The organism is Streptomyces sp. NPDC002868 (assembly GCF_055563295.1).
Genome location: NZ_JBVHDR010000023.1, coordinates 1 through 19916, shown reverse-complemented (window position 1 = coordinate 19916; position 19916 = coordinate 1). Strand labels below are relative to the sequence as shown.

14 protein-coding genes and 2 pseudogenes are annotated in these 19916 nt (G+C 69.3%); 8 read left to right on the top strand and 8 right to left on the bottom strand.

What is annotated here, in order from left to right; all coding sequences use genetic code 11:
* Window positions 1-93 precede the first annotated feature (93 nt).
* Window positions 94-465 (top strand): annotated as a pseudogene (locus ACZ3H8_RS36490) (transposase); the annotation flags it as partial.
* Here ACZ3H8_RS36490 and ACZ3H8_RS36485 read toward each other — a convergent pair.
* The 3 genes from ACZ3H8_RS36485 to ACZ3H8_RS36475 are packed head-to-tail and all read right to left on the bottom strand — an operon-like array spanning window position 425 to window position 3949.
* Window positions 425-1486, bottom strand: coding sequence for a hypothetical protein (locus ACZ3H8_RS36485; RefSeq protein WP_467409132.1), 1062 nt, complete (start codon window positions 1484-1486; stop codon window positions 425-427). The pseudogene ACZ3H8_RS36490 and the gene ACZ3H8_RS36485 sit on opposite strands and share 41 nt — an antisense overlap.
* On the bottom strand, window positions 1483-2160 hold the full coding sequence (locus ACZ3H8_RS36480; RefSeq protein ID WP_467409131.1) for a hypothetical protein: 678 nt from the start codon (window positions 2158-2160) through the stop codon (window positions 1483-1485). The genes ACZ3H8_RS36485 and ACZ3H8_RS36480 overlap by 4 nt, the downstream gene beginning before the upstream one ends.
* The gene (locus tag ACZ3H8_RS36475; protein WP_467409129.1) at window positions 2135-3949 is read right to left on the bottom strand and encodes an FAD-dependent oxidoreductase; all 1815 of its coding nucleotides are present in this window, start codon (window positions 3947-3949) and stop codon (window positions 2135-2137) included. Before ACZ3H8_RS36475 ends, ACZ3H8_RS36480 begins: the two co-directional genes overlap by 26 nt.
* 618 nt (window positions 3950-4567) lie before the next feature.
* Between ACZ3H8_RS36475 and ACZ3H8_RS36470 the strand changes: the two genes are divergently transcribed.
* Both ACZ3H8_RS36470 and ACZ3H8_RS36465 read left to right on the top strand, forming a co-directional pair.
* Window positions 4568-7393, top strand: coding sequence for a SpoIIE family protein phosphatase (locus ACZ3H8_RS36470; RefSeq protein WP_467409127.1), 2826 nt, complete (start codon window positions 4568-4570; stop codon window positions 7391-7393).
* Between the two features lie 358 nt (window positions 7394-7751).
* Window positions 7752-8885 carry an ABC transporter substrate-binding protein gene (locus ACZ3H8_RS36465; protein WP_467409125.1) on the top strand — a complete coding sequence of 378 codons (1134 nt, stop codon included), beginning with the start codon at window positions 7752-7754 and terminating at the stop codon, window positions 8883-8885.
* A gap of 1448 nt (window positions 8886-10333) precedes the next feature.
* Here the strand turns inward: ACZ3H8_RS36465 and ACZ3H8_RS36460 are convergent.
* The 3 genes from ACZ3H8_RS36460 to ACZ3H8_RS36450 form a co-directional block, all read right to left on the bottom strand.
* Window positions 10334-11164: a chymotrypsin family serine protease gene (locus tag ACZ3H8_RS36460; RefSeq protein ID WP_467409123.1), complete on the bottom strand. Its 831-nt coding sequence runs from the start codon at window positions 11162-11164 to the stop codon at window positions 10334-10336.
* A 418-nt stretch (window positions 11165-11582) separates the two neighbouring features.
* Entirely contained in the window at window positions 11583-11825 is a 243-nt protein-coding gene (locus tag ACZ3H8_RS36455) for a hypothetical protein (RefSeq protein ID WP_467409121.1), read from the bottom strand.
* A gap of 29 nt (window positions 11826-11854) precedes the next feature.
* Window positions 11855-12592, bottom strand: coding sequence for a hypothetical protein (locus ACZ3H8_RS36450; protein WP_467409119.1), 738 nt, complete (start codon window positions 12590-12592; stop codon window positions 11855-11857).
* 169 nt (window positions 12593-12761) lie between these two features.
* Between ACZ3H8_RS36450 and ACZ3H8_RS36445 the strand changes: the two are divergent.
* Together ACZ3H8_RS36445 and ACZ3H8_RS36440 are read left to right on the top strand one after the other, a co-directional pair.
* Window positions 12762-13957: pseudogene (locus ACZ3H8_RS36445) on the top strand (IS701 family transposase); the annotation flags it as partial.
* 381 nt (window positions 13958-14338) lie between these two features.
* Window positions 14339-14707, top strand: coding sequence for a hypothetical protein (locus ACZ3H8_RS36440; protein ID WP_467409118.1), 369 nt, complete (start codon window positions 14339-14341; stop codon window positions 14705-14707).
* A 561-nt stretch (window positions 14708-15268) separates the two neighbouring features.
* Here the strand turns inward: ACZ3H8_RS36440 and ACZ3H8_RS36435 are convergent.
* The gene (locus ACZ3H8_RS36435; RefSeq protein WP_467409117.1) at window positions 15269-15931 is read right to left on the bottom strand and encodes a hypothetical protein; all 663 of its coding nucleotides are present in this window, start codon (window positions 15929-15931) and stop codon (window positions 15269-15271) included.
* A gap of 110 nt (window positions 15932-16041) precedes the next feature.
* Between ACZ3H8_RS36435 and ACZ3H8_RS36430 the strand changes: the two genes are divergently transcribed.
* Entirely contained in the window at window positions 16042-16317 is a 276-nt protein-coding gene (locus ACZ3H8_RS36430) for an SRA domain-containing endonuclease (RefSeq protein WP_467409114.1), read from the top strand.
* A 200-nt stretch (window positions 16318-16517) separates the two neighbouring features.
* Window positions 16518-17075 carry a hypothetical protein gene (locus ACZ3H8_RS36425; RefSeq protein WP_467409113.1) on the top strand — a complete coding sequence of 186 codons (558 nt, stop codon included), beginning with the start codon at window positions 16518-16520 and terminating at the stop codon, window positions 17073-17075.
* A 608-nt stretch (window positions 17076-17683) separates the two neighbouring features.
* On the opposite strand, the gene ACZ3H8_RS36420 is transcribed toward ACZ3H8_RS36425, so the two are convergent.
* On the bottom strand, window positions 17684-18208 hold the full coding sequence (locus ACZ3H8_RS36420) for a hypothetical protein (protein WP_467409111.1): 525 nt from the start codon (window positions 18206-18208) through the stop codon (window positions 17684-17686).
* A gap of 1265 nt (window positions 18209-19473) precedes the next feature.
* Between ACZ3H8_RS36420 and ACZ3H8_RS36415 the strand changes: the two genes are divergently transcribed.
* Entirely contained in the window at window positions 19474-19848 is a 375-nt protein-coding gene (locus ACZ3H8_RS36415; RefSeq protein ID WP_467409110.1) for a hypothetical protein, read from the top strand.
* The last annotated feature ends 68 nt before the right edge of the window (window positions 19849-19916 follow it).

Here is a 19916-nt window from a genome sequence, read left to right as displayed (position 1 = left end):
GGTGGATTTATCGGCCCGGGCCTCACCTCGCCCGGGTGGACGCTGTTGTTTTCATGGTGGCCGACGTTGTCGTGTGGGGAGGGTGTCGGTTCGATGCGGCCAGATGGGTCTGGGGAGATTCCTGCGGAGACCGTACGAGTGGCTCGGGCAGCGTTTCCGAAGTGGAGCCTGGCCATCCGGATCCGTGATGAGCTGGGGATGCTGTTCCACGACGAACACTTCGCGGATCTGTTTCCGGCTCGGTAAGCCCGCGTGCTCGCCGGGACGGCTGGCGCTCGTGCTGGTTCAGCAGTTCGTGGAGGGGCTGACCGACCGGCAGCCGCAGAGGCGGTGCGGGCCAGGATCGACTTCAACTACGCCGTCGGGCTGGAGCTGAGCGATCCCGGCTTCGATTTCTCGGTGCTGTCGGAGTTCCGGGACCGCCTCATCGGAGCGGATGCCGGCCGTCGCGTGCTGGACGGCATCCATACGCGCCGCCCATCCCGCAGGTCACCATCTGGCGCCGCCGCGGGTCCGGTGCCGGGACCCCGGTGCCGGGTCGCTCGCCGGGCAGCCGTTCGGCGTACCGGGCGTAATGGTGGTGGTCACCGGTCAGCCACAGCCGGACCGACGCGTGCGTCGGTACCCGCTTTCCGGAGCCCGGATCGACGCGGGTGCGGATGATGTTTCGGTCGAACCAGTGGAGGGCGTTGAAGGCGTCGGCGTTCCCGTCCGCGCTCTCCAGCCAGGTCTGCTCGGCCGAGCAGACGATCACACCGTCGCCGCCTTGCAGGTTCGCCGACAGGTGCTTCTCGAAGTAGCGCAGTTGGGGGTCGTCGAAGTACGAACCCAGCTGGCTGTCCAGGCCCACGAGCCACCAGCGTTCGGGCAGGCGCACACAGAAATAGCTGCGGGTCTGCCGGGTCTGCCAGGCGCCGATCGGCCGCTGTTGTGTGAACATCCGCAGGAAGGCGGTGAGGCCGTCGTACCAGTCGTGGTTTCCCGGTAGCGCGACCATCAGCGGCGGGTCCGCCGCCTCGGGCAGGGCGGCGCGGTAGGGACCCTTCATGCGGTCCTCGTATCCCGTCGCCGAGGCCGCCGGGTACACCTCGTCGCCGCCGAGGACGAGCAGGGAGCCACGGCGCAGCCGGAGTGGCACGTCACCGGTCGTCGGCGCGTCACCGGTCCCCGGGGAGGCGGGCGGGACGGCGAGCTCCTCCTCCGCGAGCGTCCACGCCACCGAGCTCGTCGCGTCGAAGCCGTCGCCGAGGTCGGCCACGTAGTCGATCCAGATCTCCCGGGCGTCGTTCCTGCCCGGCGGGGCCTCCAGCAGGCCCGCCTCGAGCACCGCCTGGAACTCCCGCTTGTCCGAGTAGCCGGCGAAGACCTCCGCCAGCAGGGCCTTGACCGCCGTACGGGCCAGTTCCCTGGGTGCCAGCCACCGCACCTGCTCCTGTGGGGTGAAGCCGAGTTCGTCGGCGTGTCCGCGCAGCTCGCGTACCTTCACGCACGCTCCCCGGTCGGCGTGAAGTGAGTGCCGTAGACGCTCCACAACTCGCCCAGGAAGAGGCGGCCGAAGCTCTCCAGTGCCCGGGCGGGATGGGGCCCCGAGGCGCGGAACGTCGTCAGCTGCTGGACGAAGTCCCCGGCGAGGATGACGACGATGCCCGCGCCGACCGGCGGGGCGTCGGCGTCGCCGCCCGGCGGCACGTGTCCGGCGAGCATGCGGACATACAGGGTCGACGTGTCGCTCCAGACGTCGAATCCGGGGTCGTCGTGCACCTCCTTGTGTCCGACGAGCGTGAGCGGATTCCCGCCCGGGTCGCGCAGGTGCAGCCGGTACAGCATCCGGCGCCGGCCCGGGTCGTCGTCACGGGTGAACAGGTTGAACCAGCCGGCCTCGACGGGCAGTCGGCCGCCGAGGACGTCGCACTCGACGTGGCCGACCGCTCCGGCCTGGTGCCGGGGGTCCGCGACGAACCGGTCGACGTCGTCCGCGGTGATCGTGAGACGGAACATCAGCCGCTGGTTCCGCGCCCGGCCGAGCGCCTGACCCTCCTCTGGGTCGGCGACGTCGAGCGCGAGGTGTCCCTTCATCTCCTCCGTGAAGGAGAGGCTGGTGGGCCGTTCGCCGACCGCCGCCGCTGCCGGGACGTCAGCGCCGGGGGTGGGAGCCGCCACCGCAGCCCGTGGTGTGAAGCGCTCCTCGAGGATCCGGCGGCAGGCGCGGTCGGCGAAGGCGGCGATGGTGAGCGACGGGGTTCGCGCCCACCGGCCCGGGCAGGGCGGCGCCGTCGAGCACGTACAGCCCTGGGTGTCCGAAGACCTCGCCGTAGGAGTCGCAGACCCCTTCGGCGGGATGACGGCCCATCGGCGCGCCGCCCAGCGGGTGCACGGTGATCACGCGGCGGGTCCACCACAGCGGGTTGTCGCGGAATTCGCCGCCGAGGGCGCCGGCCACGTCGCTCATCGTCCGCCGCACGCGCTCGAAGTAGCGGCGCGAGGTGAGCGTGGTCCAGTCGATGTCGAGGTAGCCCCTGCGCAGGCTCATCCGGCCGTCCGGGAGGTCCCGCCCCATGCCCAGCAGTGGCAGCGACGAGTCGGAGAAGACCCCCGGTCCGAGGAGGAGCGCGAGCCGGTTGCTGATGTTGCTCTGCGGGGTGAGACCGAGCCGGGACCGAAGCCGGTGGAGGCCGAACCCCACGGTACGGCGGACACTTCCGGGCACCTGTGCCGCTTCGGCGAGCCAGTCCACGAAGGCCGGGTAGCCGGCGTCCTCGACGTAGAAACCGCGTCCCGCCGAGCCGTCCTCGTCGAGTTCGTCTCCGACGCGGATGGCGCTGGTGATCACCGGGCCCGTGCTGCTCGCCAGCTTCCGCGGCCCGCTTCCCGCGGAGCCGCCGGTCGCCCCGAGGACCAGGCCGAGCAGGTCGCCGTTGCCGCAGAAGCGGGTGCCGAGGGCCGGGCTGATGCCGCGCAGCGCGGAGCGGTTGCGCAGGAGCAGGTACGTGGAGCCGAACGCGCCGGCCGCCAGGACCAGCCGCTTGCAGTGGATCCTGTGCAGCGGCAGGCGACCGGTGGGGGTGCGGTGTCCCTCGCGGACCGGGTCGTGGACGACGTAGCGGACCTCGTACCCGCCACCGGGCCGGGGGGCGAACCCGCGTACCTCGCACCGGGTGCGGATGTCGGCGCCGCGGTGGCGCGCGGCCGACAGGTAGGTGTGGTCGAGGGCGTTCTTGGCGCCGAGGTTGCAGCCGACGTCGCATTCGCCGGTCAGTCGGCAGGTCTCCCGTGGCAGGCCGTGGATGTTGCCGTACTCCGGCTCGGGGAGCGAGGCTCCGGGGACCGGCGCCCCGCCGGGACCCGAGGCGAACGAGACGGCGAGCGGCGGCCGGGACAGGTGCAGGCCCAGCCGGTCCGCTGCCTCCCGCATCGCGGCGGTCTTCGGCGTGTCCTGGTAGGGGTACGGTGTGGCGCCGAGCATCTTCTCGACCCGGTCGTAGTGCGGATCGAGGTCACGGCGGCTGATCGGCCAGTTCTCGTACCCCCCGCCGGGCAGTGGCGATTCGTGGACAAACCACTTCTCGTCCTTGCGCAGCAGGACATTGGCGTAGATCAGCGACCCGCCTCCGAGGCCGCTGGAGACGATTCCTTCCAGTCCGCGGAACGACCAGATGTCGAACAGTCCGTGCAGACCCTCGCTGGGGTCCCAGAAGTTGCGGGCCATGCCCGCGGGCGTCCGGGGGAAGCTGCCGGGAGGGTACGGTTTGCCGCGCTCCAGAACCACAACGGACAGACCACCGCCGGCGAGCTCGTATGCGGTGACAGAGCCGCCGAAGCCCGAGCCGACCACGACGACGTCGACTTCGCCGTCGACTCCGGCGTCGGTCTCTGGTCCGACTCCGGCTGGGGCTGGGGCTGGGGCTGGGGCTTCGACTCGTGTGCGGCGGCGGCGCCGTTCGTTCGTCATCGGCGATCCCCTAACGGGCGACAGTGAACATCCCGCCCTGAAAGGGACGCTAATGTTCCCTACGCTGGCGCACCAAGCAGATGGTGCGTCCGGGGGAAGCCGGCCGAGCAGGGGACTGGAACAGCCGCACGGCACAGTGGCGTGGTGACTGAGCTGTGGGCACACGCCCTGACCTGGGCAGAAGTGCGCGTTCGGCGGGTATCCGACGGCGCGCGATGATCACCACTCGAACTCGGACCGCGGCACCCTGCGCCTCCTCCCCTCCTGTGTCCCGCCCCGGCGTACGCGCCGGGACGGGAGGGCTCGGGTTGGTCGTGTTCGTGGACGCCATCGGCATGAAGACCAGGGACGGTCATGTTGCGACCGGTCGATTTACAGCAGGCTCTGCAGGGGCCGGGCCGGGCCGGGCTGGTCTGGGCTGGGCGGGAAGCGGGGAGCGGCCACTTCCCTGCTGGAGGTTGCAGGACCGGATCACGCGCGCGCCCGACTTCCGGCAGGCGACTTTGGGGCCGGATGCCCGTCCGGGCGCGGCGGGCCGAAACGCCCGGCGGTTCCACCATGACCGGTCCTCCCCCCGATCGCCCCGTGATCGGTAGCCGAAAACGATAGAAATGTTCCATGTATAAATTTTTGGGGCGACTCGGGCGTCGATCGCCCAAGTCGCCCGGGAGTGATCAGGCGCCCGGTAGGTGGAGCGCGCGGCGGTTGCTGCGGCGCCTGCGTTCCCTGCTGAGCGTGCGCAGCCTCGCCGGCCAGGTGTTCCTCCTGCAACTGGCGGTTGTGGTGCTGGTCGTCGTTGCCGCGCTGGTGGCCCTCGTACTGCAGGCGCGCCGCGACAGCATGGCGGACGCCCGGAACCGGACGCTCACCGCGGCCGAGACGTTCGCGAAATCACCAGGGCTCCTCACGGCATTGGAGAGTCCCGACCCCACAGCGGTGCTGCAGCCGAGCGCCGAGGCGGTTCGCAGGGCCGCCGGTGTCGACGCCGTCATCGTCTACCGGCCGGACGGGATCACCCTCACCCACAGCGACCCGAAGCAGATCGGAAAGCACGTCATCGGCCCCTACGCGGAAGCGGCGGCAGGAAAGTCGTTCACCAGGACCTTCCAGGGTGCCCTGGGGCTCTCCGTGATCTCGGCCGTCCCCGTCAAGGACACCGGCAACTCGGCCGTCGCCATTGTCTCCTCCGTCGTCACGGTGGGGAACGTGCAGGACCGGGTGAACCAGCAACTGCCGGTCCTGTTCGGGGTCGCGGCCGGGTCACTCGCCCTCGCCGCGGGCGGGTCGGCACTGGTGAGCCGTCGCCTCCAGAAGCAGACCCACGGCCTGGGCCCGGCCGAGATGACGCGGATGTACGAGCACCACGATGCGGTCCTCCACGCCGTGCGGGAAGGAGTGCTGATCGTCGGGGGTGACGGCCGGCTGCTGTTGGCCAACGACGAGGCCCGCCGCCTGCTGGACCTGCCGGAGGATGCGGAACGTCGCCACGTGATCGCGCTGGGGCTGAACGCCGACCTCGCCGGGCTGCTCACGTCCGATCGCCCGGCCACCGACGAGGTGCACCTGGCGGCTGACCGGCTCCTTGCCGTCAACAAGCGGTTCACCGCTCCCCAGGGCCCGGCGAGCAGGGTGGTGACGCTGCGGGACACCACCGAACTGCAGGCTCTCTCCGGCAGAGCCGAGACCGCGCGCCAACGGCTGGAGCTGCTCTATGACGCCGGCGTGCGGATCGGGACCACCCTGGATGTCACGCGCACCGCTGAGGAACTCGCGGAGGTCGCGGTCCCCCGCTTCGCCGACGTCGTCACCGTCGAGCTCCTGGACCCGGTCCTGCACGGTGAGGAGCCTTCCGGCGTGAGCACCGAGATGCGCCGCACCGCCGTCGTCGGCCTGGAGGGGGACCATCTGCTCTACCCGGCCGGCAAGCTGATCCGCTTCGTCGCCGCCCACCCCATGGCCGCGGGCGCGGCCGACGGCCGAGCGGTCCTGGTGGAGGACCTGAGCGCCTCCGAGGGCTGGCGGGCCCAGGACCCCGACCGCGCCCGCCGGGTCCTGGACCACGGCATTCACTCCCTGATCCTTGTCCCGCTGCGCGCCCGGGGGGTGGTGCTCGGAGCGGCCCACTACTGGCGGGCGAACGCCTCCCCGCCGTTCGAGGAGGAGGACGTGTCCTTCGCCGAGGAGCTGGCCGCCCGGGCGGCGGTGTGCATCGACAACGCCCGCCGCTACACCCGCGAGCACACCATGGCCGTCACGTTGCAGCGCAGCCTGCTGCCCAGCCGGGTGCCCGAGCAGACGGCCTTGGAGGTGGCCTACCGCTATCTACCCGCCCGGGCCGGGGTGGGCGGGGACTGGTTCGACGTCATCCCGCTGTCGGGAGCCCGGGTCGCGCTGGTCGTCGGCGACGTCGTGGGGCACGGCCTGCACGCGGCGGCCACCATGGGCCGACTGCGCACCGCCGTGCACAACTTCTCCGTCCTGGACATCCCGCCGGAGGAACTGCTCGGCCGCGTTGACGAACTGGTGGCCCAGATCGACAGCGACGAGGCCGCCGCCGACGGGGAAGGTCAGGGGATCACCGGCGCGACCTGCCTGTACGCCGTCTACGATCCCGCCTCCGGGCAACTGGCGGTCGCCACCGCCGGCCATCCCGGACCGGCGGTGGTCCACCCCGACGGGACCGTGGACTTCCCCGAGCTGCCGATCTCCCCGCCGCTTGGCCTCGGGACCGGACTGCCCGGCGAGAGCGCCGAGCTGACCGTGCCTGAGGGCTCCCGGCTGGTGCTCTACACCGACGGGCTGATCGAGGACCGGGACCGCGACCTGGACGTCGGCGTGGCGACCCTGCGTGACGCGCTGGCCGGACCCGACCGTTCCCCGGAGGACACCTGCGCTGCGGTCGTCGACGCCATGATGCCGGACCGGCCCCGGGACGACATCGCGCTGCTGGTGGCCCGCACACACCGGCTCGATCCCACCCGGATCGCCGAATGGCAGGTGCCCCGCGACCCGGCGGCGGTCGCCCCGGTCCGCGCTGCCTGTGTCCGGCGGCTCCAGGAATGGGGCCTCGAGCAGATCGACTTCGCCGCCGAACTCGTCCTCAGCGAGCTGATCACCAACGCCATCCGCTACGGCACCGAGCCCATCACCGTCCGGCTCCTCCGTGACCGAGCCCTGATCTGCGAGGTCTCCGACGGCAGCAGCACCTCACCACGACTGCGGCGGGCCAAGGTCACCGACGAGGGCGGCCGCGGACTCTTCCTTGTGGCCCAGTTCGCCGAACGCTGGGGCACCCGCTACACGCCCACCGGAAAGGTCATCTGGGCCGAGCTGTCCCTCCACGGCGGCGCAGGCCCCTCGGTGGAAGGACTCGCCGAGATCCTGCTCGACGAGGAGGAGCCGCTTTCCGGCGAAGGCAGGGAGCAGAACGGCGCGGCACGGTGAGGGGCATCGCGAAGTCGCCGTACGACCGCTCGCCCGCCACGCCCCACGGGCCGGGCCACGGCTTCCGGCCCGCCGCCGTGCCTCCGGCCGGAACGATCGGCGCGGCGGCCGGAGGCTGCGCCGACCCGGATTGCGCCCCCGGAGCATCGCGCCCCCCTGAACCAACTGCTCGGGTACGTGCCTCGACCGTGGCGCCCTGCCGCGGATGCCACCCGCCGCATCTCGTCTCAAGACCGCTCAGCGCCACTGCTCGTCACCCCGAGGACGCGTCGTATCCGGCGAAAGCCGGACCTGCCCCGGTGACAACCGCTCGTGCCCACCCCCGCGCTTTCCCGACCCCCTGCGTCCTGGAGCCATCGTGACTGCACCTCGTGTCCGAACAGCGGCCGCCGCAGGCTGCCTCACCCTCCTGATCCTGAGCGCCTGCACCGAGACGCCGAAGGCCACGCCCGTGAAGCCATCGGTGGCCACCTCGGCAGAGGAGGCGGGGGGCATGAGCAAGCTGATCGCCGCGGCGCAGGACGAGGGCGCGCTCAACGCGATCGCGCTTCCGCGCGACTGGGCCAACTACGGCGGTCTGATCGACGGCTTCGAGAAGAAGTACGGGATCAAGGCCACCGTCGCCGACCCCCAGGGATCCAGCCAGGACGAGATCGACGCCATCAAGAAGAGCGGGAAGAGCGCCGACGCCCCCGACGTCATCGATGTGGGGGACACGTTCGCCCGGACAGCGGCCCGGCAGAGCCTGCTCGCGCCGTACAGGGTCGCAGCGTACGACTCGATCCCGGACAACCAGAAGGACAGCGAGGCCCGTTGGTACAACAACTACGGCGGCTACATCTCCATCGGCTGCGACGCCAACCGCGTCAAGCCCTGCCCCCGGACCTTCGCCGATCTGCTGCACCCCCGGTACAAGGGGAAGGTCTCGCTCGACGGCGACCCCACCCGTTCCAACACCGCCTTCGCCGGCGTCTACGCGGCCGCCCTCGCGAACGGGGGGTCGTTCGACGACATCCGCCCCGGCCTCGACTTCTTCGCCGAGCTGAACGACCGAGGCAACTTCAACCCCGTCGAGTCAACCTCGGCCGCGGTGGAGACCGGCAGGACCCCCATCAGCATCGACTGGGACTACGTCAACCTCGACTACTCGGACCGGTTCCGCGGCAAGGGCGTGGACTGGCGGGTCGCGATCCCCTTCGACGGCAGCTTCGCCCAGTACTACGCCCTGGCCGTCAACAGGAACGCCCCGCACCCGGCGGCGGCCCGCCTGTGGCAGGAGTATCTCTTCAGCGCGACGGGCCAGAACCTCCGGCTCAAGGGCTACGCCCGCCCGGTACTGATGGAGACCATGCGCGAGGACGGCACCCTCGACGAGGACGCCGCGGCAAAACTGCCGACGGTCGAGGGGGAGCCCCAGTTCCCCACGGACGCGCAACTGGAGAAGGCGAGGGTGACGGTCGACCGGGGCTGGGCGAAGGCCGTAGGAGGCTGAACCCCATCACGTGAGGGATCACGAGTCCGGTCCCCGGGCCGGGGTGATGCCAGGCAGGCGGCACCCGGTCGTCACAGGCATGCGGGGGAGAGTGGCTGGGATCGTCCAGCGACGGAGCAGACTGATACTCGTGAGCGCCGTTCTGCCTGCCGTCGTAGGCGAGTTCTGAGCTCCACGCTGTTCGACAAATTGACCGCGGGAGGAGTCTGCGACACGGGGCCGCAGCGTGAGGGCTTGTGGTGCGTATTGCCTCCAGGCCGGGCTTCTGCACTGGTGCGGGGAACCGCTGATGCCCAGCCCGCCAGCACGGACACCCATGCCGCCCTGGAGGGGCCCATGCTTCCGACGGCATCTGCATCCGGCCACGGACAGCGAGACCGGCCACGCGGGGTGGTGACCACTGTCCTTGAGCTGTGACAGTCCCACCTGGCACAGGTAGTCGGAACCGTCTCCTGGCGTCCACGTGGTCCAGGTCGGGAGCGTTTGGCCTGGTCAGGTCCTTGTGGCGTAGCTGCGTCGACCCTGTTGGTGACACGTATGTGACCGCTGTGACTGATGTGGACCCCTGCCGGCTCGTTCCGGCGGGGGTCTCTGCGTTCGGGGATGGGCCCGGTTGAGCAGTGGTCGATGAGGTTTACTCTGCTCCGGTTCGCTGTTCTGGACTGCGAGGCGCGCGTGGCTGTAGCGACGCCGCGCGGAGCGGGGCACAGGGCCAGCGTTCAGCGGTGACGCAGGAGCCTCATAGGTATGGCGCGGACCTTGAGCGCGTGCCATCGAAGTTGAGCGGCATGTGGGTTAGCGCCTTCGCATAACGAGGTGGAGCAGTGTCACCACGGCAACACCGACGACGCGGGCGGTGCCAAACGACGGGTGCTCGAAGGCGATGTACACGGTGCCGCAACCAACGAGCATGAGCAGTGCGGTCCGTTGATCTATCGGCCCGTTCATCCGCGAGGCCCTCCCTGCATCTACGCCGTCATGGCTGTCACAGGGAAACAACGACTGGAATTTAGACAGACAACCCAACTGGCTCAGGGATTCTTTTGATCTTGCGGTACCCTGCCGCGCTTTCCGGTGGCCCGATCTGTAGACGGCACCCTCTGCCCAGCCCTGACCGGGCACGATCAAGATTCGATGACGCGGCCTCGCGTCCGGCAGACGGCATGTGCCCAAGACCCGATAACGCAGGGCGCCGGCAGATCGGCGGGTGGGCCAGAATCTTCAGGAAGAGATTCGAAACGTCGTTCGGATGGGCTTGCAGGGATGAGGATCGGGAACGATCCGGAATCCGGATATGTGCGCCCTCTGGTCTGCCGCCTAAGACCATCTCACCGCGGCGAGGGCTCGCCGAGGGTTTCGGAGTCGCCTCTCGAGGACGCCCTCCCCAGCCCGTAGTCGGTGAGATGGGCGAGCAGGTCCACGGCGACCGGCACTGGTGGGGCGGCGGGCTAGGAGGCCGGGTCGGGAAGGTTCGCGGCCGTCGCCAGAGGCTTGTCGGCGATCTCGAGCATTCGCTCGAGCGACGTCCCGGCGACCACGCCCGGGGCGTACGGCCCTCCGACGACCAGATGCGTCAGGTCGCCAGCGGCGGCGCCGTCCGCCAGGCGCACCGGTGACCCCGAGTCCCCCGGCGACGCCGCGCCGCCCCAGGAGAACGCGTCGCTGCGCCGCTCGTCACCCGGACCGCGGTAGGCCACCACCCCCGCCCGGGGCGTGCCGCCGGTGCCGATGACCAGGCCGTGCCCGGCATGCTCGACGATATCGCCGGGCTCCGGCGAACCCTGGCCGGTCGGGCCGCCGAAGTACGTCATCGACGGGTTGACGTGCTCGGCCATCTCCGGCCGGATCTCGACGAGCGCGAAGTCGTCGCCCACCCCGTTGTCGACACTCTTGACCGTCGTGCCGATGTTCATCAGCACGCCAGGCGCGGCGAAGATCGTGACCTCGTCACCGCGCTCGGTGCAATGCCCCGCGGTGCCTATGTAGTAGTGCGGTGCCTCGCCGAAGACGAAGTTCATCGTGCAGCCGGCGGGCGCGATCATCCAGGCACCCGGACGGATGCCGGTGAAGGCCAGCCCGCTGGCCGGATAGTCGACGCCGTCCGGGAGGGGCACGCCCTCCCCCCGGCCGGCCGCCTCGACCACCTCGGCGTGCAACTGCGGGGTGTACCACGCCGGCTCGGGCGCCGAGAGCTCCACGGCCCCGCCCCCGGCCTGCTGCGGGCCGTCGGTGAGCGCTCCGCGGGCCGGGACGGCGACCATGGCCAGGGTCGCGCTCATGACAATGACTGAGAACACTCGCGACACCCTCATCTGTCCTCCTCCAGGGCGGCACGCCACGCCGCGAGGCTGCCGCTGTGTCCGGTGACGAGACGGACGATTGTTCGGGAGGCGTCCGTGAAGGTCAATGGGTTCGGAGTGACCTGTTCCGGTTTTAGCCCTCCCGGCCATCCCATCGGCGTCAGCGTCCAGCGCGAGACCCCCCGGCGTGCCAGCCGGTGGAGTCCACCGTTTGGGCCCCGTCACCAACACCGGGGTGACGGGGCCCAAATGGTGGGGACTCGAAGCCGCCGTACGGCGGAAGGGACGTGCGCGGCCAGCGGATCGCGCGGCCGCGCCCAGCAGAAGCACAGGACACCCGCACACCTGGCGGAAGACCCATGCGCGTACGGCCGTTTCGGGCGCCGTGCCACCGCGGTCAGCGGCGGGTCTTGGTCTGCAGCTGGGATTCGTCGTGGAGCTCGGCGATAGCCTTTGGCATTTCGGGGTGGTCGCACAGGTCGATGTTTCGCGGGGTGACCGCGTAGCTGATCAGAGCGAGAAGGCGGTGCACGATGTCAGCTTCCTGCTGCTCGCGCTGCCGGTCGGGGTCGGCAGCGGAGCTGCCGCGCGCCTTCGGGTCGTCGGGGAACCTTTCGGCTTCGGCTTGGCACTCCTTCAAGGCCCTGGGCCACACCAGGTGTAGCTGCTTCAGACGATGAGGCCGCCGCCGCGGCGGATGATCGGCTCGGGCTCGTACAGGGCCTGGAGGACGGCCTCGGCACGGTCGGGTGACTTCATGCCGCGGGCCTTCATCTGAGCCTTGCTCTCCACGACGACGTGGCCGCCGGCGTTGTAGCCGAGTTCCGGTGTGGTGAGCTGGATCGCGGCCTGGCGGTCCGTACGTAGGCGCAGTCGACCTACGCCGGTGAGGGGGTCGGGCTGGAGGAGCGCGCGCGTCGCGATCCACATCTCGTCCCTCTTGCGCCAGGGCCGCTTGACCGCGCCTGGGTCGTCGTGTCCGGGGGATTCGCTGACCATGACGCCGACGATCTGCGCCTGGTGGCGTCCGGAGGAGGCCCAGGTCTCGAGCATGCCAACGGCGCCGTGCCCGAGACCGTGCTGGTCCACCTTGACGCGGACGGGGGCCGTGCTGTCGATCGCAGCCGCGAGGCGCTGCGCCTGCTCGATCTCTTCGAGGATGCGCAGGGCGACTTTGACCTGATTGTCGTTGTGCATGCCGGAGGAGTGGTGGCGGTGCTCGACAGCGTCGCCGACAACCCGGTAGATGGTGAACTCGTCGCCGCCGTCCGCGGCCACGTCCAGGCCCAGGCGAACCCAGGCCCCGCGCGTGACGGTGTGCGCGGCGGTTTCGCCGTCGAGGCCGAGATCGCACAGCCGCACGTAGCCGTCGCCGGTCGGGTCCTCTACCTGCTCGGCGTACTCCACCGAGGTTGTGGGGATGGCCTTGCCGCCCCCGCCCTTGGGGAACTTCGCGTGGACCTTTGCGATGACGTACGGGTGGTCTTCGCCGTACTAGCGGTGGTTTGTTGACGGCGGGTCTGTGCGGGAGTAGGCCGTGAGGTGAAGGCGTCAACTACGGCCTGGGGAGCCCGAGATGACGAAGCGGCTGCCGTGTCCGCCCGCACCCGGTCCGCTGGAAGCGTACGCCGTCCGGTTCGGTGATCTCTTCGGGACGCTGGCCCAGCGGCGTGGTTCCGCGAGTACCTGGCCGGGCTGCCGCTGCCCCGCGATCGCAACAAGACGCTGACCTGCCTGGCCGGCGCCGAGCCGGTGATTGGCGCCCAGCATGCGGCAGTGCAGCGGCTGCAGTTCTTCCTGTCCGAGTCGCCCTGGGGTCAAAAAGCGGTCAACGCCCGCCGCCTGGAACTGCTGCTGGCTGACCCGGCCACCGCCCCGCACCCGGGCGGGGTACTGGTGGTCGATGACTCCGGGGACCGCAAGGACGGGACGGCGACCGCATACGTGGGCAAGCAATGTCTCGGCTCGGTCGGGAAGATCGACCGTGGTGTGGTCACCGTGACCACGTGCTGGGCCGATGAGCGCGTCTACTACCCGGTGCACTCCTGCCCCTATACCCCGGCCCATCACTTCCCCCGCGGCAAGAACGACCCGGGCTTGCGCACCAAACTGCAGATCGCGGCCGACCTGGCCGCCCAGGCCAAGGCGGCCTGGTCTTCCGCGCGGTGGCCGCCGACTGCGCCTACGGCGACCAGGACAGCTTTCGCGCCGGCCTGCACGCCGCCGGTCTGCCGTTCGTGATGGCCCTCAGGCCCCGGCACGGCACCTGGGCCTACGGCCCCGACGCCCACACTCCCGTCGACGCCGCCCGCCTCCTGGCCTGGCGGGATGCGGAACATCCCGGTGACTGGTCGCGCATCGAGCGCACGTTCCGCGAAGGGCACACCGCCACCTAGTGGGCGGCCGAGGCCCGGCTGGGCTGGTGGGGCCCGGACGGGAACGTCCGCCTGGTGGTGGCCACCGCCGACCCGGCCACCCTGCCGGCGAAGGCAACCTGGTACCTGGCCACCGACCTGCCCCGCCCGGACTCCCCGCGCGTCGCCGAATCGCCCTCCCCGCCCGCCGCGCTGGCCGAGATCGTGCGGATCTACGGGCTGCGGCACTGGGTCGAGCAGAGCTACAAACAGGTCAAGGACGAACTCGGCTGGGCCGACTTCCAAGTCCGCTCCGACACCGCCATCCGGCGCCACCAGACCCTCGTGAACTGCGCGTTCAGCTTCTGCTGGAACACCTGGTTCGCCCCATCCCCACCCGATCCAGCCGCCCCGCCCCCACAGGTCTCGGCGGATCCTCTTGACGGACTCACTGCCTGCGCGGCGACAGCGCAGGGTGTGCAGCACGTCGTGAGTGACAGCAGCCGTTCCCTCCCCCGTGGGATCGTAGACTACGGGGACGGGACGGTTCCCAAGCGGGGCCTTACGCGGGCGAGTACCAGGAGCCGAAGCCCCGACCAGCACGGGGGAACGGTCTCAATGCGGCATGCAGCTGTTGCCGTTGGTGAGTTGATCTGGAGAGTAGCAGTCGGATGACCGTTTCTGCAGCCACGAGTGTCGCACCTCGATGGCTCGCCGTGGCGAGGGAATGACGAGGGGATCAAGCGAAAACTCCTTCGGCTGATCGTTGGCCACGTACGCCCGCTCCATTCCCTGCGCCGTGACGCCTTCGGGCTTATCCACCTTCGCGGGACCGTCAGGCAGGGGAGGCCGGCTCGGCTGGCGGGTGGGGCTGGATACGGGCTATGAGCAGGACCACGTCATCGTCATCGTTCGGGTGGCGCAGGACGTGGAGGAGCTGATCGCATGTTGCTTCCAGCGGCTGGTCGGCTTGGCCGAGGAGGGCGTTGAGGCACGCATCGATGGGCTGGTCGCGGCTCTCTCTACCAAGCCGTCGGTGTACAGGACGATCTGGTCGCTAGGGGAGAGGTTGATGCGTGTGGTGGTGAAGGGGGACGCCGTCGACGCCCAGCGGCACGCCGGTGGGCAGGCCCTTTTTCGCTTTCTGATCCGTCACGAGCGACGCTAGAACGTGGCCCCAGGGCCAAGGTCAACACTGGACGCCAGGGAGGAACGACCATGGCGCTGCAAGGACTGACAGTGATGATTGCTGTGGCTCCGCCCGGGGGGCTGACTCCAGGACTTAGGGCATGCGGAGGGCGCGACACCTCCCGAGAGGTCTAGACAACAAGAAAGGCCCAAGTCTATGACCTGGGCCTTCGTCGTGGAGCGGGTGACGGGAATCGAACCCGCGCTCTGAACTTGGGAATCACCGGACCAAACACACTAAACACTGCTCTGGCCAGGGCAAAGCGCCCCGCTGCCGACCCTTGGGAAGTCCATGTCATGACCGCAACTGACCGCGGTTGTCCCGTCGTTCTGGCACGCATCTGGCACGGGCCGGGCAAGGTCTGCGGTGGGCGTCGGAAGAAGAGTCATGGCGCTAGGGGAGTGCCCCGTTTCGGCGAAGGCTGACAGGGGATTCTGGATCACTATCCTTGCCAGAACCGCAAAGGCCACCGAATCCGCGATCATGAACGTCCTCGTGCCGCGAGGAGGAATACCCGCTTGCGGAGCAGGTCGATCGGGTCTACACCCAGCGCATCCTCACGCCTTCGGGAACTTGCACCTCGTATGGCACGACCCACGACTTGAAACCGTCCCGCTTGCAGGTGAGGACCAGGCGCATGGGCTTGTTGAGCCACTGGTCTCGCCAGTGCCTCTCCCTGTCTGCCCCCTCCTGCCAGTGCGGGGGTCGAGTGCGCTCGATGCTGAATGGCCGCCCGGTGCCGACCTGCAATGAGAACGGCGCCACCGTGTGGCCGTTGACGTCGGCGCCGTCCGCCCCATACGTGAACCGGTACGGGCCCCACACCTGCGCATCGAGCTCTTCCTGGGAGGGGCCTCCCGGGAGCCGGGCAGCGCGCACGTAATCGTCGCTGGGAACGATGTCGATGCGGATCTCGTCGAGGCCGCAGAGGGGGAGCGGGCCGAGAAGCCGCACGCTCAGGGTCGCGGTCTGTTCGTTGCCACGCTCCATGGCGATCTGGAAGTCGGGCAGCAGATCGGCGTGCCAGCGGTCGCTCTCGATACGCGCAATCGCCTGGGCTGTGGCGTAGGCGCGCTCTCCCGTCTCCTGCGCCTTCGCGCTCGTGGCGTTGGACCGGCGCGCAGCCATCCACGCGCCTATTGCTGCGACGGCACTCAGACCGGCGGTAGCACCGTTGACGACCTCGGGCCAAGGGAAACTCATGCGCCGGGAGCGTACCCGGAGTTGGTCCACCACCATGCTGTCAGTCGGATACACGTTGCATGCCCGGGGTGAAGTCGAGCGGTGTCAGTGGTCGGATCTAAGGTCGAGTCATGATGACTAGCGCTGCCAAGATCGGGCCCGGAGACGTCCCCACCCGGGAGAAGATCCGCCCGGTGTTCGGAGGGGCTCCCTACGGCGGCATCTGCCCCGCGATTGCGGAGAAGAATGTCATCGTCTACTCCGACCCTGAAGTCGGAGAGAAGCTTGGCTACCACGACGGATGGCTGGTCGAGGAGGACGAGCTGGGCGCGGTCTTCGAGTACACCGGTGCTGGTGAGTCAGGCGACCAGGAACTGAACCTTGGCAGGTGCCAGCAGTCATCTTGACGCTCTCGATTGTCCTGCCTCTGCTCTACATCTGCCTTTATCGCCACAGTAGTTGACGCAGAGAGCCAGCCACGCGGGCCAGATGAACGTGCGCCACCCTTGTGCCCCCAGGCCACCCGGTCGGGGGCACTCAGCTCTCTGCGCCAACGACTGCAAGGGTTCTTGACATCGAGCGACATCCGGCGGTGCACAATCCTCTTGTGGATCAGGGAGTCGCGGCGTTGCTCGGGGCGGCGGTGGGGGTTCTCGGCACCGTCGCCACATCAGCGATATCTGGTTGGTCAGGCCGCCAGCAAGTAGAGACACAAGCAAGAGTCGATCATGCACAGTGGCGCAGACAGGTGCGTCGTGATGCGTACAGCGCTTTCCTGGCTCCAGCCAGCGAGTCACGGAACGCCCTCAAGTTGGCCGCGCGCGCATTGATTGGCGAAGTAGACGTCGGGGTGGCCGATCGCAAACTCCAAGTTGCCCAAGATCACTTACAGGCAGTACAGGCAGCGTGGGCCAGCCTTGCAGTGGAAGGTCCGGAATCGGTGGAGCAAGCCGCCCGCAGCGTGAAAACGGGGCTCCACTCGATGCACACGACTCTTCTCGCGTGGCTCGACTCCGCTGAGGGCGCCCCTGACCGCAACGTAAAGTTTGTGGAGCGCCACGCTGTTGAGGTGACCACACTTTCTGAGCGCATCGCCAATTTCACCGTGGCAGCACGCAGCGCCTTGGATGAAACAGAGGCTGCTGCCGCTGGTGGTAGCAGTTGATCTCTCCTCGCAGGTGGAAACACGGGGTTGCAAACCGGTCGGTGACCGGACAGCCCGGACAGTGACCGCTTGAGCTGTCCGGCTCGTTTCCGCAGGTCACAGACCTAACCGGACAGCCGGACAGCTGGGACACCCGAGATCGAGCTGAGCACACGGCTCCGGAGGCCGTCGGATTCCCACGCGTTTTCCCAGGTCGGCGGCCTGCCTGACACCCTGTCAGGCCCGCCGTCCCGCGCATGTCCCACGGGAATGAAATGCCCTATTTGCTCGTCTTGACTCGATCATTCCCTGCGGCGGCCGATCCATGCACCATGACGTAGATCACGACTTCCTCGGGCAAGCGTAGGGGTATATGATGCGCCCCTCAATCGAACAGGGAGGCTGTCTGGAGTGTGCGGGCAAGCGAAGTGAGCCGGTTGTGCGCCTGGCTCGGTGAGGGCGCTCCCCGCGGTGCTGGGGGTGAACGGTGGTCGGCGGGCGTGTCCCGCGGCGTCCCGTCGGGATGTCCTGGGCGCGGGTGAGCGCCGATGTAGAGTGCCCGATTTCTGGCGGGCCGGGTGGGAGGCCCATCGCCGACGCTGTGCCGGAGTGGGCACCGCGGCGCTGGCCTACGCGGTGACCAGTTGCTGGATCGTGGTGCTGCGGGTCCGGCTGGTCCGCTTGCTCGGCTTCTGGTGGTTTCCTCGGCAGGCAACGAACGTGACTTTCGACGGCGCGCCGGGCTTCCATGCCTCGATGAGGTAGTCCGGACGGGGCCGTGAGCCCATTTCCGTTGTGAGCCGCCCAGGGCCCATCCGGCTCGCAGCACCGTGCTCGTGTCCACGACTGTACTTCAGGCTCAGCCAGTGTTCCGCGAGCCCGTGTCCCATGCCCTCGCCGGCCAGCACATAGCCGCGCGCCAGGGCGTGCAGCACCTGCCACGGCGTCAGTTCGATGGACCGGCCGCACTCGGCCCACGCGACGGTCCGCAGTTCGGGTTTCCTGCGTACGGCCTCCTGGCCCTTTTCCCGGCGCTTCTTGTCGATGGCCGCCGCTGCGGACTCGACATGGGAACCGAGTTCAGCCGTCGACCGGGCGTGAACGCTCCTGTCGTGGCTGAGGCTGTTCAGGATCTGTCGCGCGGTTCTTGCCATGCATCCCCCACGGCGTCCGCGTGCCCTGGCCGGCGAAGAACGGTAGTTCGGAGCATCGGGGCGTATGCAAGTGCGCATGGTGAGCCATGGCGCAGAACCGGCCACACCGGGACCGGGTATGACCAGCGGCGACGGAAGCCAGACCGAACGTCCGACAATCCGCACTCGTCAACCGGGCGCCGCACAAGTGCCCTCTTGCCGGGGGATGTTCGAGTGGATGTGCCGGGCAGTCATGCTCCCGCCGATCAGAAGGAGGCGGGCATCGACCCGAACGAGCACCACGGCGCTGCACCGGAGCCTGAACAGCCTGCGGATCAATCCCCGGCGCAGCCGCATGGTGATGGACGGCAAGACCGCGACAGCGCGATCGCGGATCTGGCGGGCGAGTTCGGCGCGGAGCTGGTGCGGGCCATTCGCGTGGGCCTGGCCCAGGGGAACAGTGCTGCCCACGGGCACCGGGGTCCGTCCCAGCTGAGCTGGTATGCCTTCGCGAGCGGGTACGCTCGGGCGCACTGGCCCGGCAGGGCGGCGAAGACTCGGGACGAGGTCAGCGAGGCGCTGACAGCCGTCACTGTGGCGATGCTGTGGGATCTTCCTGGCAGGCCGAAGGAGCAACTGCTGCGCCGTGCCCTGCGGCACTGGGCTTTTGTCGTACCCGGGCCGGGACCGGGGAAGATGCCGGCGGAGGACCGGCTGGTCTTGCAGTGGGTGGCGAAGGCGTCCCGGCCACTGGTCGACCTGCACGATCCGGTCCTGGCGCGCGATGTGTTGGAGTCGCTTCGCCGCAAACTGGACGGCGGTGAGGCGGCCGTGGAGACGATGCGCCGCAAACCCAAGGTGCTGGTGCACGCGCTCCACTACGCCGTGGAGCGGGGCGAGTTGGGCAGTCATCCGCTTCAGCGGGTCCGGTGGCGGGTGCCCAAGCCGGCTGTGGCGGTGGATCCGCGGGTGGTGGCCAACCCGTACCAGGCACGGGATCTGCTGAGCGCCGTCTCCTACGTGGGCGGCTACGGGAGGGCTCGCGGCCGTCGGCTGGTCGGGTTCTTCGCCGGTATGTACTACGCGGGTCTGCGGCCGGAGGAGGCGGTTGCGGTGGCGTTGCCGGACTGCCGTCTGCCCCGAACCGGTTGGGGGCGGTTGATCCTTCACCGCACTCTGCCGCAGGCGGGCAAACGGTGGACCGACACCGGCCGGTTCCACGACGAGCGGGGGCTGAAGAACCGCCCGCCGGGAGAAACACGGGTGGTGCCCTTCCGCCGCATCTGGTGGCCCTGTGGAGGGAGCATGTCGCCACGTTCGGCACGGCTGACGACGGCCGGCTGTTCTTCACCGAACAGGGCCGGATCATCAGTTACACCACCTACCACCGGGTCTGGCACGAGACCCGCGACCTCGGCCTGCCGCCCGCGCTCACCAGCACCCCGCTCGCGAAGCGGCCGTATGACCTGCGGCACTCGGCGCTGTCCACGTGGCTGTGCGCGGGCGCGGACCCGGCCGAGGTGGCCCAGCGGGCCGGCAACAGTGTCGAGGTCCTGCTGAGCCGGTACGCGAAGTGCCTGTACGACCGGCAGTCCATCAACAACCAGCGCATCGAAGGGCTTCTGAGCGCCTACGACCAGCCGCCCGACCCGGATCAGTGAGCTTCTTCGAGCCGGGCCCCGATCAGGTGACACCCGACAAGCGCAACGAGCGAGGCCCCCGGACAGTT